The 15496-nt window shown below is 68.8% G+C and carries 16 protein-coding genes; all 16 read right to left on the bottom strand.

Translation table 11 applies throughout. The annotated features are described in order from the left end of the window. The coding region (locus tag AX730_RS15490) for an MCP four helix bundle domain-containing protein (protein ID WP_157074289.1) at window positions 1-1317 on the bottom strand (1317 nt) is incomplete at its 3' end. A gap of 245 nt (window positions 1318-1562) precedes the next feature. Then, a complete protein-coding gene (locus AX730_RS15485) occupies window positions 1563-2756 on the bottom strand; it encodes an OprO/OprP family phosphate-selective porin (protein ID WP_062358037.1) in 1194 nt (397 codons plus the stop codon). Window positions 2757-2839: 83 nt separating this feature from the next. Beyond that, complete coding sequence (locus AX730_RS15480; RefSeq protein WP_062358036.1) at window positions 2840-4837, bottom strand: chemotaxis protein CheA; 1998 nt, start codon at window positions 4835-4837, stop codon at window positions 2840-2842. 48 nt (window positions 4838-4885) lie between these two features. Next, window positions 4886-5251 (bottom strand): response regulator, encoded by a 366-nt coding sequence (locus AX730_RS15475; RefSeq protein WP_062358034.1) that lies wholly within the window; start codon window positions 5249-5251, stop codon window positions 4886-4888. After that, window positions 5248-5559, bottom strand: coding sequence for an STAS domain-containing protein (locus AX730_RS15470; protein ID WP_062358032.1), 312 nt, complete (start codon window positions 5557-5559; stop codon window positions 5248-5250). Before AX730_RS15470 ends, AX730_RS15475 begins: the two co-directional genes overlap by 4 nt. Window positions 5560-5695: 136 nt before the next feature. Further along, window positions 5696-6688: a chemotaxis protein CheW gene (locus tag AX730_RS15465; RefSeq protein WP_062358030.1), complete on the bottom strand. Its 993-nt coding sequence runs from the start codon at window positions 6686-6688 to the stop codon at window positions 5696-5698. Continuing rightward, on the bottom strand, window positions 6685-7467 hold the full coding sequence (locus AX730_RS15460) for a ParA family protein (RefSeq protein WP_062358029.1): 783 nt from the start codon (window positions 7465-7467) through the stop codon (window positions 6685-6687). The genes AX730_RS15465 and AX730_RS15460 overlap by 4 nt, the downstream gene beginning before the upstream one ends. Next, window positions 7467-8429 (bottom strand): flagellar motor protein MotD, encoded by a 963-nt coding sequence (gene motD, locus AX730_RS15455; RefSeq protein WP_083537973.1) that lies wholly within the window; start codon window positions 8427-8429, stop codon window positions 7467-7469. The genes AX730_RS15460 and motD overlap by 1 nt, the downstream gene beginning before the upstream one ends. 18 nt (window positions 8430-8447) lie before the next feature. Continuing rightward, a complete protein-coding gene (locus tag AX730_RS15450; RefSeq protein ID WP_062358027.1) occupies window positions 8448-9188 on the bottom strand; it encodes a flagellar motor protein in 741 nt (246 codons plus the stop codon). A gap of 218 nt (window positions 9189-9406) precedes the next feature. Beyond that, a complete protein-coding gene (locus AX730_RS15445) occupies window positions 9407-11155 on the bottom strand; it encodes a chemotaxis protein CheA (protein ID WP_062358025.1) in 1749 nt (582 codons plus the stop codon). Window positions 11156-11183: 28 nt separating this feature from the next. Then, on the bottom strand, window positions 11184-11327 hold the full coding sequence (locus AX730_RS18950) for a hypothetical protein (RefSeq protein WP_157074288.1): 144 nt from the start codon (window positions 11325-11327) through the stop codon (window positions 11184-11186). A 35-nt stretch (window positions 11328-11362) separates the two neighbouring features. Beyond that, the gene (locus tag AX730_RS15440) at window positions 11363-11980 is read right to left on the bottom strand and encodes a protein phosphatase CheZ (RefSeq protein WP_062358023.1); all 618 of its coding nucleotides are present in this window, start codon (window positions 11978-11980) and stop codon (window positions 11363-11365) included. Further along, window positions 11980-12360, bottom strand: a complete 381-nt coding sequence (gene cheY, locus AX730_RS15435; RefSeq protein WP_062358039.1) for a chemotaxis response regulator CheY — start codon at window positions 12358-12360, stop codon at window positions 11980-11982. Before cheY ends, AX730_RS15440 begins: the two co-directional genes overlap by 1 nt. Window positions 12361-12477: 117 nt before the next feature. Beyond that, on the bottom strand, window positions 12478-13230 hold the full coding sequence (locus AX730_RS15430) for an RNA polymerase sigma factor FliA (protein WP_062358021.1): 753 nt from the start codon (window positions 13228-13230) through the stop codon (window positions 12478-12480). Next, window positions 13227-14105: a MinD/ParA family protein gene (locus AX730_RS15425; RefSeq protein WP_062358020.1), complete on the bottom strand. Its 879-nt coding sequence runs from the start codon at window positions 14103-14105 to the stop codon at window positions 13227-13229. The genes AX730_RS15430 and AX730_RS15425 overlap by 4 nt, the downstream gene beginning before the upstream one ends. Next, window positions 14095-15496: flagellar biosynthesis GTPase FlhF (flhF, locus tag AX730_RS15420; RefSeq protein WP_157074287.1), on the bottom strand; the 1402-nt coding region annotated here is incomplete at its 5' end. The genes flhF and AX730_RS15425, both read right to left, overlap by 11 nt.

Here is a 15496-nt window from a genome sequence, read left to right as displayed (position 1 = left end):
GGCGTTGGCGTCGTCGCGCATGGTGGCGAACACGCCGTGGAAGTCGCCTTCCATCTTGGCGGTCAGGTCGCCGCGGGCGATGGCCTTGAGCAGCTCGGATACTTCGGCCAGGTTCTCGTCGGTCGTTTCCATCAGCTGGTTCAGGCCGTCGATCATGTCGCGGAAGTCGTACTGGTACTTGTCCACGTCGCCGCGCTGGGTGAAGTCGCCGGACGAGGCGGCCATGGCCAGGCGCTTGATCTCGCCGTTGATCGCCGACAGGTTGGCCTTGGTGGCGTCCATCGTTTCGGTCAGGTTGGCCTTCTCGCCGGGCAGCTTGGGCATGTCCTGACTGAGGTCGCCGACCGAGTAGCGCTGCATGATCTTCAGCGCGTCGCCGATGGCCTGCAGGTGCGAGGCGACCAGGGCGTTGGTGTCGCGGACCATGCGGCCGTACTCGCCCGGGAACGCGCTGTCGTCCATGCGGAAACTGATCTGGCCTTCGTCGTGGCGCGCGGCCATGTCGCTCTGGGCGGAGATCACCGACTGCACCTGCGTCTGCATGCGCTGCATGGCCGTGAGCAGCTGGCCGACTTCGTCGGAGCGGCTGGTGTCGATCTTGCCGTCCAGCTTGCCGGCCGCCACATCGTTGGCCACCCGTACCGCTTCGGCCACCGGCATGGCGATGGAGCGACTGATGCTCCAGCCGAGCAGGCCGGCCAAGGCCAGCACCAGCACCAGGCCGCCGACCATCGCCATCACGGTGCGCTCGTGCGCCTTGCGCGAGGCCGTGACGTTGGTGGCCAGGTTGTCGACGTTGTACTGCGACAGCGTCTTCAGGTGATCGAACAGGTCGCGGCGCAGTTTGCGCGAGTCGCTGCCGGAGATGGCCTTGGCCGTCTCGAAGTCATCGGCCGCGATGGCGGCGGCGATGCGGTCGTGGGCTCCGAAGTAGGCGGCGCGTGCGGCTTCGACCTTCTCGTACAGCGCGAGTTCTTCCGGCGAGGATTCCGCCGGGATGGCGTTGTAGCCGGCTTCTTCGGCCTCGATCAGCTTGCGCGTGTCGGCCAGGCGCTTGTCGTAGTCGGCCAGTTCGGCGGCGTCGCCCTGCTTGGTCAGCTGGGCTTGCTCGAAGGTGCGGAACTCGCCGAGCTGCGCGCGCATCTCGCCGAGGTGCTGGACGGCGGGCATCCAGTTCTCGTTGACGTCACGCATCTGATCGTTGCCCACGTTCAGGCGCCACAGCGAAAAGCCGCCGAGCAGCAGCGTCAGCGCGGTGGTGACGGTGAAGGCCATCGCCAGCTTGCGGGCGATGGGAAGGTTCTGGAACCAGGTCATCCGGGAGTTCTCCGATAGGGCAGCAGAAGCGCACAGGCGGACTGCATCCGTGGCGCGTGGGCCGCGGGCTCCGGACTGCCATGAATCCGGGGCCTGCACTGCAACGGTGCAATGTCTGCAACGGAGTAGCGGCGCTTGTGACGGCTTCTTTACAGCGGTTGGGTCAAAAATACGTGGCCTTGCCGGAACTGCCGCCGCGCGCGCAGGAAAATCGTGACGGGTCGCGTGCGAAGGGACGAACGCGGTCAGAAATGGAACTGCGCCCGCAACTGGAGGACATCCGGGTCGGCCGAAAGCGCACCACGCGTGGCATCCGCCTTCACGTAGTTGGCCTGGAACTTGAAGTACGACGTCAGGTACCAGTTGGCCCCCAGCGTCCAGTCGTGTCCGCGGCCGCCGGCAATCCCGTCGCTGTCCAGGTCGATGCGGCTGTAGCGGGCCAGCAGTTCCAGCGCGCCGTATTTGCCCTTGGGCCTGGGGTTGGTGACGTTGCCGCCGCTGTAGCCGCGCGACTCACCGGTTACCAGCCAGCTGGCGAACACGTAGCCGCCATCGGCCGAGTACGACGGCAGGCCCGGATCACGGGTCGTCTTCTGTCGCAGGTACTCGCCCTGCAGCGACCACGGGCCGTGGATCCACAGGGCTTCCAGGCCAGCGCGGTCGATGCGGTCCACACGCGTCAGCGTGCCCGAATCCACCAGGCGCACATCGGTGAGCGCGGCTTCGGGACGCGCGCGCCATCGCACGCTGGGGTGTACGGTCACGCCAAGCCCATTCACCTCGCTGTCCGGGCGTTCCCGCGAACCGGCGATGCCGATATGCAGCACGTCGCCGGCCGCCTTACGCGGTGTCCACGCCAGGCGCAACGCGGCGGTGTCGCCCTTGTTGTTGCCGAGCAGGTCGGATTCGAAGAAGTAGCCGGCATTGGCGATGTAGCGTTCGCGTTCGAACGCCCAGTCGATGCCGCTGCGTCGGTTCTCGTAGAACGCCTGTGTCGGCAGGGATGGTTCCATCAGCGACACGTGGCGGGTGCCGGTGTTGCCCTCGAAGCCCAGCGGCAGCTTCATCTGGCCGATGCGCAGCTTGCCGAGATCGCGGCCCAGCAGCGCCTTCGTTTCCACGCGCAGGGCCACGTCGTACCAGCTCCTGGCCTGGAAGTCGTAGGTGACGACGAGGTCGTACACGCCCTTCCTGCGCAACGAGACGCCGAGTTCCTGCCGACGCCAGGCGTCGTCGTCCTCAAGCGCGGCGCCGGTGTAGCCATTCCCGGAAAAGTCGTTGGCGTCGTACTGCAGGTTGCCGCCGAGGCTGAGCTCGGTGCCGCTGGCGAAGGTGATCTTCGGCGGCCATGCGGTCGCGGCGGTCTTGCCGTCGTCGGCGCGCGCGCCGGTGTGGACCGCCAGCAGCGAAAGGGCGAGGGTGGAAAGGACGTACTTCATGCGGATCTCGAGAATGGAGGGACGCGCGCGACCGTGCGTCGCCCATAGGGGCGACGCATGCCAGGCGACACGGGGGAGCGGGGTCAGGCGGCCTGCTGCATCCGGCGGGTGCGGACCAGGCCACCCACGTCGACGATCAGCGCGACGCGGCCATCGCCGAGGATGGTGGCGCCGGAGATGCCGTCGATGCGGCGGTAGTTGTTCTCGAGGTTCTTCACCACGACCTGCTGCTGGCCGATCAGTTCGTCGACTTCCAGCGCGAGTTTCTGGCCGTCGGCTTCGACCACGACCACCAGCGGATCGGCGTTGCGGTTGTCGCCGTAGCGGTAGTAGTCGTTCATCGCCACGATCGGCAGGTATTCGCCGCGCACGCGCAGCACGCGTCCGTCGCCGGCCACGGTGCGCACGTCTTCGGCTTGCGGTTGCAGCGCTTCCAGCACGTACGTCAGCGGCAGGATCAGCGTTTCCTCGCCGACCGACACCGCCATGCCGTCGAGGATGGCCAGCGTCAGCGGCAGGCGGATCACCACGCGGGTGCCCCGGCCGGCGGCGCTCTCGAGTTGCACTTCACCGCCGAGCGCCTGGATGTTGCGGCGGACCACGTCCATGCCCACGCCGCGCCCCGACAGGTCGGTGACGGCATCGGCGGTGGAGAAGCCCGGCTGGAAGATCAGGTCCCAGACCTGCGCGTCGGTCGGATTTTCCGGCAGGGGCAGGCCGCGTTCGGTGGCTTTGGCCAGGATGCGGTCGCGATTGAGGCCGCGGCCGTCGTCGCTGACTTCGATGACGATGTGGCCGCCCTGGTGCGAGGCCGCCAGCGTGATCGTGCCGGTCTCGTCCTTGCCCGCTTCGGCGCGCACGTCCGGCATTTCCAGGCCGTGGTCGATCGAGTTGCGGACCAGGTGCACCAGCGGATCGGCGATGCGTTCGATCAGGCCCTTGTCCAGCTCGGTGCCTTCGCCGACGGTGCGCAGGCGGACCTGCTTGCCCAGGCGCGCGGACAGGTCGCGGACCAGGCGCGGGAAGCGGCGGAACACCGCGTCCACCGGCAGCATGCGCACGCCGATGACGGCTTCCTGCAGGTCGCGCGTGTTGCGCTCGAGCAGGTCGAGACCGGCGAACAGGCGCTCGCACTGGGCCTGGTCGAGCAGGCCGGAGACCTGCTTGAGCATGGCCTGGGTGATGACGAGTTCGCCGACCAGGTTGATCAGCCCGTCGATCTTGTCGACGCTGACGCGGATGGAGGTTTCTGCGGCATCGTTGGCGGCCGGTGCGGCGGCTGCGGCAGGCGCCTGCGCACTGCTGGCGGCAACGGCGGGGACCGGTTGCGTGGCGACGGCGACAGCCTCGACCGGCACCGCGTTGCGCTGCATCGGCTGGATGTCGAGTTCGCAGTCGTCGACGACCCAGGCGAACACATCGTCCACCGCGCTGCGCGGCACCTTGCCGATCAGGCCGAGGTCCCAGGCCAGGTAGGCTTCCAGCGGATCGATCTGCTCGAAGCCGGGCAGGCGTTCCATGCGGCAAGCGATTTCCAGCGGGCCGAGGTGTTCCAGTTCGCGCAGGATGCGCAGCGGATCGTTGCCGCTCATGAACAGCGAAGGCGCCGGGGTGAAGCCGATCTTCCAGCCATCGGGCTCCGCCGCGGTCACCGCTGCGGCGGCGGCGACCGGCGAAGCAGCAGGCGCATCCTGGCCGGAGAGCACCGCGTTGAGGCGGTCTTTCATGGCCTGCACGGCGGCGGGATCGGCGGGCGTGCCGTGCTCGGCTTCCGCCAGCAGGGCGCGCAGCACGTCGACCGAGGCGAGCATGGCGTCGACCGCGGGCGGGCTGACGGCGCGCTGGCCGGCGCGCAGTTCGTCCAGCAGGGTTTCCAGCACGTGGGTCATGCCGGCGATGGCATCGAAGCCGAACGTCGCCGAGCCGCCCTTGATGGAGTGCGCGGCGCGGAAGATGGAATTGATCAGGTCGCCGTCACGGTTGCCCTGTTCCAGCGACAGCAGGCCGGCTTCCATGGCTTCCAGCCCTTCGCGGCTTTCCTCGAAGAACGTGGCGTGGAAGCGCTGCATGTCCATGTTCATTGCGACGGTGCCCTGGTGCGGTCGGAAGGGAAGCGGAGGAGAGGAGGATCAGCCCAGGACTTTCTGGACGGTGGCGACCAGTTGTTCCGGGTTGAACGGCTTGACCAGCCAGCCGGTGGCGCCGGCGGCCCGGCCTTCGGCCTTCTTGTCGGCGGCCGACTCGGTGGTCAGCATCAGCATCGGCGTGAACTTGTAGTCGGGGATGCCGCGCAGCGCACGGATCAGCGAGATGCCGTCCATGTTGGGCATGTTGACGTCGGTGACCACCGCATTGAACTTCTGGCCCTGCGCACGACCCAGCGCGACCTGACCGTCTTCGGCTTCATCCACCGAATAACCTGCCGACGTCAGGGCGAAGGCGACCATCTGTCGCATCGAGGCCGAATCGTCCACTACCAGAATGCGTGCGCTCATGCGGCGTTCTCCACTTGTTGCGTGTTGTGTTCGTTGTCGTTGGCCAGGCCGAGCTGCGGCGCGATGCCCAGCAGGCGCGCGGCGTCGCGGAAGCTCTGGCTGACCGCGCTGAAATCGGTGGCCAGGCCGGCCTGTTCGCGCTGGCGCACGAAACTGCACAGCACCTGCAGGCTGGCGGTATGCACGCGCTGCACGGTGCCGGCGTCCAGCGCCAGTGGTCCCGGCTGCGCGACATGCGGGGCCAGGTGCTGCTTGAGGTCGGTGGCGGCCTCGATACCGAGGTCGTCACCCAATGGCACAGCGCTCATCGTGTCTCCGGAAAGGCGGCTCTAACGGGGTATCGGCGCGTGAAGGCCGCACTTGAGGTGCGCCCGTTGAAATTTCCGGTCTGCGTCGCATCGCGCGCGTCGCTGCACGCCCCGCGGGTACATGGGCGGGGCGGCGTCACTGCAGGATCCGTGACGCATCCAGCAGGATCACCGGGCATTCGTTGAGGCGCGCCACGCCGCGGAACAGCGGGTTGGCGATACGGCCGACGCGGGCGTTGTCGGGCGATTCGATCTGGTGGTCGGTCAGGTTGGCGACGTCCTCCACCGCGCTGACACGCAGGCCGAGGGTTTCGCCGTGCTCTTCGAGCACCACGATGCGGGTGGTGGCATCGACATCGATGCTGCGCCGGCCCAGGTACAGGCCCAGGTCGATGACGGGCACCACCTGGCCGCGCAGGTTCATCACGCCGAGCATGTGCGCCGCGGCGCCACGCAGCGGCAGCAATGTGGCGGGACGCACCACTTCCTGCACCTTCAGCAATTCCAGCGCGTAGTGCTGTTCGTCGCAGCGTAGTCGCAGCCAGCGGGTCTTGCGTTCGGTGGCGCGACGGCGCTGGCCACCGTCGGGCGCCTCCGGCAGCAGGAACGGCTTGGCGGGCAGCGGTGCCAGACCGCGCATGGTCGGGGGCGCGAGCGGAGCGGCGGGCGCTACGGCCGGTGCCGCCGGAGCCGGCGGTTCCGGCACGCGCGTGGTCGGCGCGGCGCCACCGTGCAGTTCGTCGAGCAGGGCTTCGAATTCGTCATCGCCGATCATGTCGGCGCTGCCGGCCCGTACCGGTGCCACGGCGAGCGCGGGCGAGGGTGCCGTCACCGGCGCGGCGACGGGCGTCGTCACGGCCACCGGCGCACCACCGCCATGCAGTTGGTCGAGCAGCGCTTCGAACTCGTCGTCGCTGATCAGGTCGGCCTCGGCACCAGGACGCGTCGGCGCGACCGCCAGCGTGGGTGCCGGTGCGATCGGTGGCGCGACGGGGGCGGGAACCTCATCCGGCTCCGAGGTCACGACAGGCGTGGCCGGCTCGATGGCGACGACGCTGGTGGCGGGCGCGGTGGCGGCGTCGCCGAGCAGGTCGAGCAGGTAGTCGTCGAGGACGGCCGGGGTACTCATGCAGCCTGCTCCGTGTCGCGGGCTTCGGTCAGCAGCAGCCAGTCCAGCGCACGGCGGTAGGCGGACAGACCGCGGCCGGGATACTGCGTGACTGGGCTGGAGCGGGTCAGGGCGTCGACACTGCAGATGCGCGTGTCGTTGGGAATGGCGTCGTTCCACACGCGCGAGCCGTATTCGTCCTGTATCGCCTTCAACGTCTCGGCGCCGGTACGCGTGCGCTTGTCGTACAGCGTGGGCAGGATCGAGACCGGCAGATCGCGGTGGCGCGAGCGCTGGATCATCTCGGCGGTGCGGCACATGCCCTTCAGCCCGTGCAGCGCCAGTGGTTCGGTCTGCGTCGGGATGATGACGTGGTCGGCCGCCGCCAGCGCATTGACCATCAGCAGGCCCAGCGTGGGCGGGCAGTCGAGCAGTACGTGGTCGTAGCCGTGGCCGCCGCGTGCCAGCGCGTTCGACAGCGCCAGGCCGAGGCCGGGCTGCGTCGCGCTGCGCCGTTCCAGCGTGGCCAGCGGCGTCTGTGCGGCGACGAAGGCGAGGTTCTCGATCTCCGTGGCGCGCGTCACGCTGGCGAGCGTCGGCGGATTCTCATCGAACAGGTCCAGTACGCCGGTCGGTTGCGGATCGGTGGCGATGCCGAACGCGCGCGTCAGCGACGCATGCGGGTCCAGGTCGATGAGCAGCACGCGATGGCCGCGCATGGCGAGGCCACGCCCGAGGGCGAGGGTGGTGGTGGTCTTGCCGACGCCACCTTTCTGGTTGGCGATTGCCCACACGCGCATCACTGGACTCCTTCATGGACCTGGGGCGCCGGCGGCGCTCCGGGCATGGGCGACGCGGCGTGGGCCGGCAACGGCGGCAGCGAGATCACTGACGGCGGAGGCGCGGCCTGCTCCTGTGCATGCAAGTTCGGTGCCGGGCCGGTGGGGCTGGCCAGGATGATCAGCAGCACGCGGCGGTTGCTGTTGCGGCCTTCCAGCGTGGCGTTGTCGCCGATCGGACGGAACTCGCCATAGCCGATCATCGCCAGCCGCTCCGGCGGAATACCGTCGCGCACGAACAGGTGCACCACGCTGGCGGCACGCGCCGAGGACAGCTCCCAGTTCGACGGGAACTGCGAGGTCCGGATCGGGCGGTCGTCGGTGTAGCCTTCCACCCGTACCGAGTTGGGCACGTCGGCCAGCACTTCCGCCAGCTTGCCGACGGTTTCCTGGGCCTGCGGGTCGAGCGCCGCCGAGCCGGTCGCGAACAGGATGTCGCTGTTGATCTGCACTTCCAGCCACAGCGCGGAGCGCTTGATGGTGACCAGCTTCGAGTCGATCAGCGGTGCCAGCGCCTTTTCCAGGTCGTCGGCGATCCGCTTCAGTTCGCTCTGCGCGTTCTGCAGGCCCTGGCTGTCGATCGGCATGTTCATCTGCGAGGCCATGGCCGCCAGCAGGGTGACGTTGGGCGAGGGCGAGGGCGCGGACGGCCCTTTCTTGGCGCCGGACTTGATCGGCGACGGGCGGTCGAAGTCGGCGCCCTGCAACTGGTGGTTGCCCACCTGCACGGGATTGATCGTGCGCGGCGCGCCACCGAACGCGGCGGTCAGCGAATCGGCCACCACCCGGTACTTGCCTTCGTTGACGGTGGAGATGGCGTACATCACCACGAAGAAGGCCAGCAGCAGCGTCATCAGGTCGGCGTAGGGAATCGCCCAGGCCTCGTGGTTGGCGTGTTCTTCGTGCTTCTTCCTGCGTGCCATCGCCGTCGTCCCGCCGGCTCAGTGCAGGAAGCCGGCGAGCTTGGCCTCGATGTTGCGCGGGTTCTCGCCCTGCGCAATGGCGATCAGGCCTTCGATGATCATTTCCTGTTCGCGGCTGCGACCGCCGATCACGCTCTTGAGCTTGCTGGCGACGGGCAGGAAGAACAGGTTGGCCGAGGCGATGCCGTAGATGGTCGCGGTGAACGCGGCGGCGATGCCGTGGCCCAGCTTGCTGGGATCGGCCAGGTTCTTCATCACCGCGATCAGGCCGAACACGGCGCCGATGATGCCCAGCGTGGGCGCATAGATGCCCATCGCCTCGAATACTTTCGCGGCGGCGAGATCCTGATGTTCCTGGCCATTGAGGTCGATCTCCATCATGTGGCGGATCGCTTCCGGCTCGACGCCGTCCACCAGCATCTGCAGGCCTTTCTTGAGGAACGGGTCGTCCTGCTGGTTGACCACCGGCTCCAGGCCGAGCAGGCCCTGCTTGCGCGCGATGTTGCTCCACTCGACGATCTGCGCGACCAGCGCATCTCCATCGTTGCCCGGCGGCCGGATGATCCAGCGCACGATGGCGAGTGCGCGCTTGAACACCGGCGGCGGCGTGTGCACCAGGATCGCGGCGATGGTGCCGAGGATGACGATGACGAACGCTGCGGACGACCACAGCGACGACAGGCCCGCACCCTTGAGGATGCTGCCGCCCACCAGGGCGACCAGCGCCAGCAGAAGTCCGATGAGGCTGAAGATGTCCATGGTGAGAGCTATCGGCCCGGTTCAGGTGGACTTGAGGTAACACCCCTGTAGGAGCGACGTAAGTCGCGACCGGGATCACACCCGGGTCATTGTTGTGGGAGCGACGTAAGTCGCGATGGGCGCGGGGTGGGGTGCGAGCGGATCGGGATGTCTGCAGGAAAGAGCTCGCGACTTGCGTCGCTCCCACAACAGCCCGGGTCCCACAACCCGCTAGCGCGTCACGCCGTCGCGCGCAGTCCGTCCACGTCGAGGATCAGCGCCATGCGGCCATCGCCGATGAGGGTGGCGCCGGCATAGCCGGGCAGGCCGCGCACGGCACGCGGCAAGGGTTTGATGACGACTTCCTCGCGGCCACGGACCTGGTCGACGATCAGGCCGAAACGCTGTTCGCCCATCTGCAGCACCACGATGGTGAGCAGCGGCGTCATCACTGGATCCACGCGTAGCCACCGGCGCAGGTCGACCAGCGGCAGGGTGTGGCTCTGGCGGTCCAGCACGGCCTGGCCGTCGAACCAGCGCAGGCTTTCCGACGGGGCATGCAGCACTTCCATCACGCGCGCCAGCGGCAAGGCGTAGACCGGATCGCCGGCCTGCACCAGCAGCGTGGGCAGGATCGCCAGCGTCAGTGGTACGCGGATGACGAAGCGGCTGCCGCGACCGACGTCGGAATGGATGGTGATCTGCCCGCTGAGTTCGCGGATGCGCGACTGCACCACGTCCATGCCGACGCCGCGGCCGGAAATGTCGGTGACCTCGGCCTTGGTGGAGAAGCCGGGCAGGAAGACCAGTTGCAGGCATTCGTCGTGGGTCAGGCGGGCGGCGGCCTCCGGATCGATCAGGCCCTTTTCCAGCGCCTTGACGCGCAGGCGTTCGGGATCGATGCCGGCACCATCGTCGCGGATCTCGATGGTGACGAAGTCGCCTTCCTGCTGCGCCGACAGGCGCACGTGGCCGGCGCGCGGCTTGCTGCACGCCTCGCGCAGCGCGGGGACTTCGACGCCGTGGTCGATGGCGTTGCGCACCAGGTGCACCAACGGATCGGCGAGTGCTTCCACCAGGTTGCGGTCGAGTTCGGTCTCGGCACCGACCAGTTCCAGGTCGACTTCCTTCTGCAACTGGCGAGCCACGTCGCGGGCGACCTTGGGGAAGCGCGAGAACACCTTGCCCACCGGTTGCATGCGGGTGCGCATGACGGCGGTCTGCAGGCGGGCGGTGGCGATGTCGAGGCCACTGACGGCGCGGTCGAGTTCTTCGTCGCGGATGCGCGCACGCAGCGTCTTCAGGCGGTTGCGCGACAGCACCAGTTCGCCGACCAGGTTGACGATCGCATCCAGCCGCTTGGTGTCCACGCGGATCGTCTGTTCGGCCTCGCCGCCGGCCTTGGCCGCTGGCTTGGGCGCCGCGGGCTTCGCCGGCGCCGGCGCGGCGGCGACGGGCGCGGGTGTCGGCGCTGCGACGCTGGTCGGTGCGCCGCCGCCATGCAACTGGTCGAGCAGGGCCTCGAATTCGTCGTCGCCGATCAGGTCGCCGCCCGCCGGCGGTACCGCTGTCGCGGCTGCCGCGGGTTTCTGCGCCGGTACGGGCGCGCCGCCGTGCACGTCGAACTGCTCGATCAGCGCCTGTGGCGCGTGCGGCGGCTCTTCACTGGCACCGACGGCGTCGAGCATCTGCTGCAGCCAGTCCAGCGACTGCTGCGCCGCATCGAAATGCTGCGGCTCCAGCGTCGCCTGGCCGGCACGCACGAGGCCCAGCGTTTCCTCGGCGGCGTGGCAGAGATTGACCATCGCCTGGATACCGAGGAAGCCGGCGCCGCCCTTGAGGGTGTGGAAGCCACGGAACACCGCATTGAGCTGCGGGCTGTCGGACGGGTCCTGTTCGAGCGTGACCAGCTGTTCGCCGAGCCGGTCGAGGATTTCCTGCGCTTCGATCAGGAAGTCGGCGGCGATTTCGGGGGTGACGGCGGACATGGCAGGGGCGATTACCGGTGGAAGACGGTCAGCGGGAAAGATCGGGCAGGTGCAGGGCGTCGGCCTGGCGCTGCCGCAGGAAGCGGCCGACCAGGACATCGCAGACCAGCAGCAGTCCGACGAACAGCAGGACGAGCGGATGACGGGAGCGGCGGTCGGAACGGTCGTGCATGGCGGGTCTCCGTTTCCGCAGTGCGCGCCGCGGGGTTAAAGCCCCAGTCCGGACAGCAGGTCGTCGGCGTCGTCCTGCGAGAACGCGTTGCGGTCAAGACCAGCAACGGCCGGGCCGGCGAGTTCTGAACCCTTGTCGCGGTTTTTTTCCGGCGGCGGGATGCCGAGCGCGCCGAACCCTTCGTGCACGCGGCGCACGATGCCGGCCACGCGACGGATGATCTGGCCGGTGAGGTCCTGGTAGCTCTGTGCCAGCGCCATCTCCGACAGGCCCTTGCCGATGCTGTCCACCAGCGCGGTCTGCTCCGGCGACAGGTCGGTGCCTTTCAGCTGGGTGGCGTAACCGCGGCATTGCTCGGCCAGGTCCAGCGTCTTGTGGCTGGCCTGCTCGGTCATCTCGACCACGTGATCGAGGCGGGAGCAGGCGTCATCGAGTTCGCCGGCATCGGTCGGCGGCAGTTCGCCCAGTGTCTGCGCCAGTTCGCGCGCCAGACGACCCAGGCCCTGCATCATCGGCTGCGTGCGCCAGGCGGCGATCGCGTCCAGTTCCCGACGCCAGCCGGCTTCGTCGCCCTGTTCCAGCGCATCGAGCGCGGATTGCAGCTTGTCGACCAGGGCCGCGCGGGCTCCGGTGGCATCGGCGACGGCGTTCATCAGGCGGCGGCTCCGAGGCGTTCGAAAATCTTGCCCAGCTTTTCTTCCAGCGTCTGCGCGGTGAACGGTTTGATGATGTAGCCGTTCACGCCGTTCTGCGCGGCTTCGATGATCTGCTCGCGCTTGGCTTCGGCGGTGACCATCAGCACGGGCAGGGTCTTGAAGCGCTCGTCGGCGCGGATGGCCTTCAGCAGCTCGATGCCGGTCATGCCGGGCATGTTCCAGTCGGTGACCACGAAATCGAAACTGCCCTGGGCCAGCGCGGTCAATGCGGTGGTGCCGTCATCGGCTTCGGCGGTGTTGGTGTAGCCGAGGTCGTTGAGCAGGTTCTTGATGATGCGGCGCATCGTGGAGAAGTCGTCCACGATGAGGATGCGCATGGTCTTGTTGGCGGTCACTTCGAACTCCGGTAAAGCGTGCCCGGTGAAAGGCAACGGCGAGGCAGGGGCTGCACGCGGCGGCCTACCGGAGCTTTATCGGCAGGCCGCGGGGTTTCTTCAGTCTTGGTCTTCCAGGCCGGCGTCGGCCTTCTCGAACACCTGCAGGCGGCCCCGCAGGCGCACCATCGCCTGGCCGTGGATCTGGCAGACGCGGGATTCGCTGACGCCCAGCACCGCGCCGATTTCCTTCAGGTTGAGTTCCTGCTCGTAGTACATCGACAGCACCAGTTGCTCGCGCTCCGGCAGCTGGCCGATGCACTTGACCAGTTGCTGGCGGAACTCGCTGCGTTCCAGGTGCTGTTGCGGCGACGGGCCCCCGGTGCGCGAGGTGTTCGGCTCGCCGTGGTCGTCGATGTGCGATTCCAGGCTCAGCACCTGGCCGCGCGCGGCGTCTTCCATCAGGCGCAGGTATTCGGGCAGCGGCATGTCCATCGCGCTCGCCACTTCGGTGGCGATGGCGGCACGGCCGGTGCGCTGTTCGATCTCGCGCACGGTGGCGGCGGCCTGGCGGGCGCGCCGATGCACCGAACGCGGCACCCAGTCGCCACGGCGGATCTCGTCGATCATCGAGCCGCGGATACGGATCGACGCGTAGGTCTCGAACGAGGCGCCCTGTTCGGCGTCGTAGCTGCGCGAGGCTTCCAGCAGGCCGATCATGCCGGCCTGGATCAGGTCGTCGACCTCCACGCTGGCGGGCAATCGTGCCGCCAGGTGGTGGGCGATGCGGCGGACCAGGTCGGCGTGCTGGGTGACGAAGTCGTTCGCATTGCCGCGCTGCACGGCGCGGTACTGGGCGGCAGCGGTGTTCATGCGGCCACCCCGCGCTGGATCAGGCGTTCGACGAAGAATTCCACGTTGCCACGCGCGCCGACCGGCGGCTGCCAGCGGGCGGTGGTGCGGGCGATGTCGGCGATGGCGCGGGCCGACGGGCTGCCCGGGTAGGCCTTCACGACGGGTTGCTGGCGCTGCACGGCGCGGCGCAGCCAGTCGTCCTGCGGCACGGCGCCGAGGTAGTGCAGGGCGACGTCGCCGAGGAAGCGTTCGCAGACGCGGGCGAGCTTCTCGTACAGCTTCCGGCCCTCGTTGGGGTCGCGGACCATGTTGGCGATGACGTGCACGCGGTCCAGGCCGCGTTCGCGTGCCAGCACCTTGATCAGCGCGTAGGCGTCGGTGATCGAGGCCGGCTCGTCGCAGACCACCACCACGGTGTCCTGCGCGGCCTGGCAGAAGGTCAGCACGCTGTCGCTGATGCCGGCGGCCGTATCGACCACCATGAAATCGAGCGCGCGTTGCAGTTCGGAGAACACGTTGACCAGGCCGACGTGCTCGGCCGGTGTCAGTTCGGCCATGTGGCGGAACCCCGACGAGGCCGGCACCACCAGCACGCCCTCGGGGCCTTCGAGCAATACGTCCTCGAGTCCGCAGCGGCCGGCGATCAGGTCGGCGAGGGTGAACTTCGGCGACAGGCCGAGCAGCACGTCCACGTTGGCCAGGCCCAGGTCGGCGTCCATCAGCAGGGTGCGCTTGCCCATTTCGGCCAGCGACACGGCGAGGTTGACCGACACGTTGGTCTTGCCCACGCCGCCCTTGCCGCCGGTGACGGCGACGACACGCACGGGATGGAACGCGCCGGGCAACGGCGGGGTGCTGCGGGGGTTGGTCTGCAGCGGGTGATCAGGCGACATGGGTGGCCTCGGTGGAGCAGGGTTCGTCGGCTTCGCGGCGCAGCTGGTCCAGCCGCAACACGAGGTGGGCGCTGTTGGCGCGGTGGAGGTCGTCGGGGACGCGCTGGCCGTCGGTCACCCAGGTCATCGGCAACTGGTGGTCGACGACCACGCTCAGCGCGCTGCCGAGGCGACCGGTCTCGTCCAGCTTGGTCAGCACCACGCCTTGCGGCTGCACGGTGCTGAAGCGGCGGACGACTTCGTCCAGGTCGGAGAAGTGCGAATTGGCCGGCAGGCACAGCAGCGTCTTGACCTGGCCGGAGGCGCGCAGCCAGTTGAGCTGGCCGACCAGGTTGCGGTCGCGCTGGCCGAGACCGGCGGTGTCGATCAGCACCAGCTTGTAGTCGCGCAGGCGTTCCAGCACCAGCGCCAGGGTCTGGGCGCTGTCGGCCTCGTGCACGGCGATGCCGAGCTGGCGGCCGTAGCCGTGCAGCTGTTCGCGGCCGCCGACACGCACGGTGTCGGTGGTGACCAGCGCCACGTCGCGGGCGTTGTGGCGTTGCGCGAAGCACGCCGCCAGCTTGGCGATGGTCGTCGTCTTGCCGGCGCCGGTGGGGCCGACCAGCGCGATGACGCCGCCGGTGTCCAGCAGGTCGGTGTCGAGCACCGGCAGCTTCTTCGACAGCAGGCCGAGCATCAGGCCGCGGCCGCGGTGCAGTTCGGTATCGGCGGGAATCTGCAGGGCGATGTCGCGGGTGATGCCGGCATCGAAGCCGTAATCCTCCATCAGCTCCATCGCCTGCATGCGCACCGGCGAGCCGCGCAGGCGCTCGTCGGTGAGGCGGTGCATTTCGCGCTCGATCATCTCGCGCATGGCGGACAGCTCGCCGCGCATCTGCACCAGCTGCTCGTCGCTCTCGCGCGCGTCGGCGGCGTTGTCGGTGACCACGGTCAGCGTCGGCACGGTGACGGCGGCGGGCGCCGGCGTGTGGGCGGCGGCCGTGACACGGCTCGCGTGCAGCGCCGCGACGGGTGCCGGCTCGGGTTCGGGCAACCAGACCGGCGGCGCGATGGACGGCAGCAGTGCGTCGAGGTCGAGGGTGTCGTCGACCTCGGCGCGCGGCGCGACCGGACGGCGCGGCGGGACGATCGGTTCGATCGCGGCGACGGGCTCGTTGGCAGGCGCGGCGGGCAGGCAGGCGGCCAGCTTGGCGGCGAAGGATTCGGGTTCGATCAGCAGCGGCGCGATATCGCGCACGACCGGCGTCGGGAGATCGGCGACCGGCGCGGGCGTTGGCGCCATCACGGGCGCACGCGGCGGGGCGATAAGGGCGGGTGCCGCGATCGGTGCGGGCGCCGGCTTCGCCGTGTCCGCGCGCGGGGCGGCCGGCGTGGCCGGCTGGCGGCGGGCG

This window comes from Pseudoxanthomonas mexicana, assembly GCF_001556105.1.
Classification (GTDB): Bacteria; Pseudomonadota; Gammaproteobacteria; order Xanthomonadales; family Xanthomonadaceae; genus Pseudoxanthomonas_A; species Pseudoxanthomonas_A mexicana_A.
This window is presented reverse-complemented; position numbering and strand designations above follow the sequence as displayed.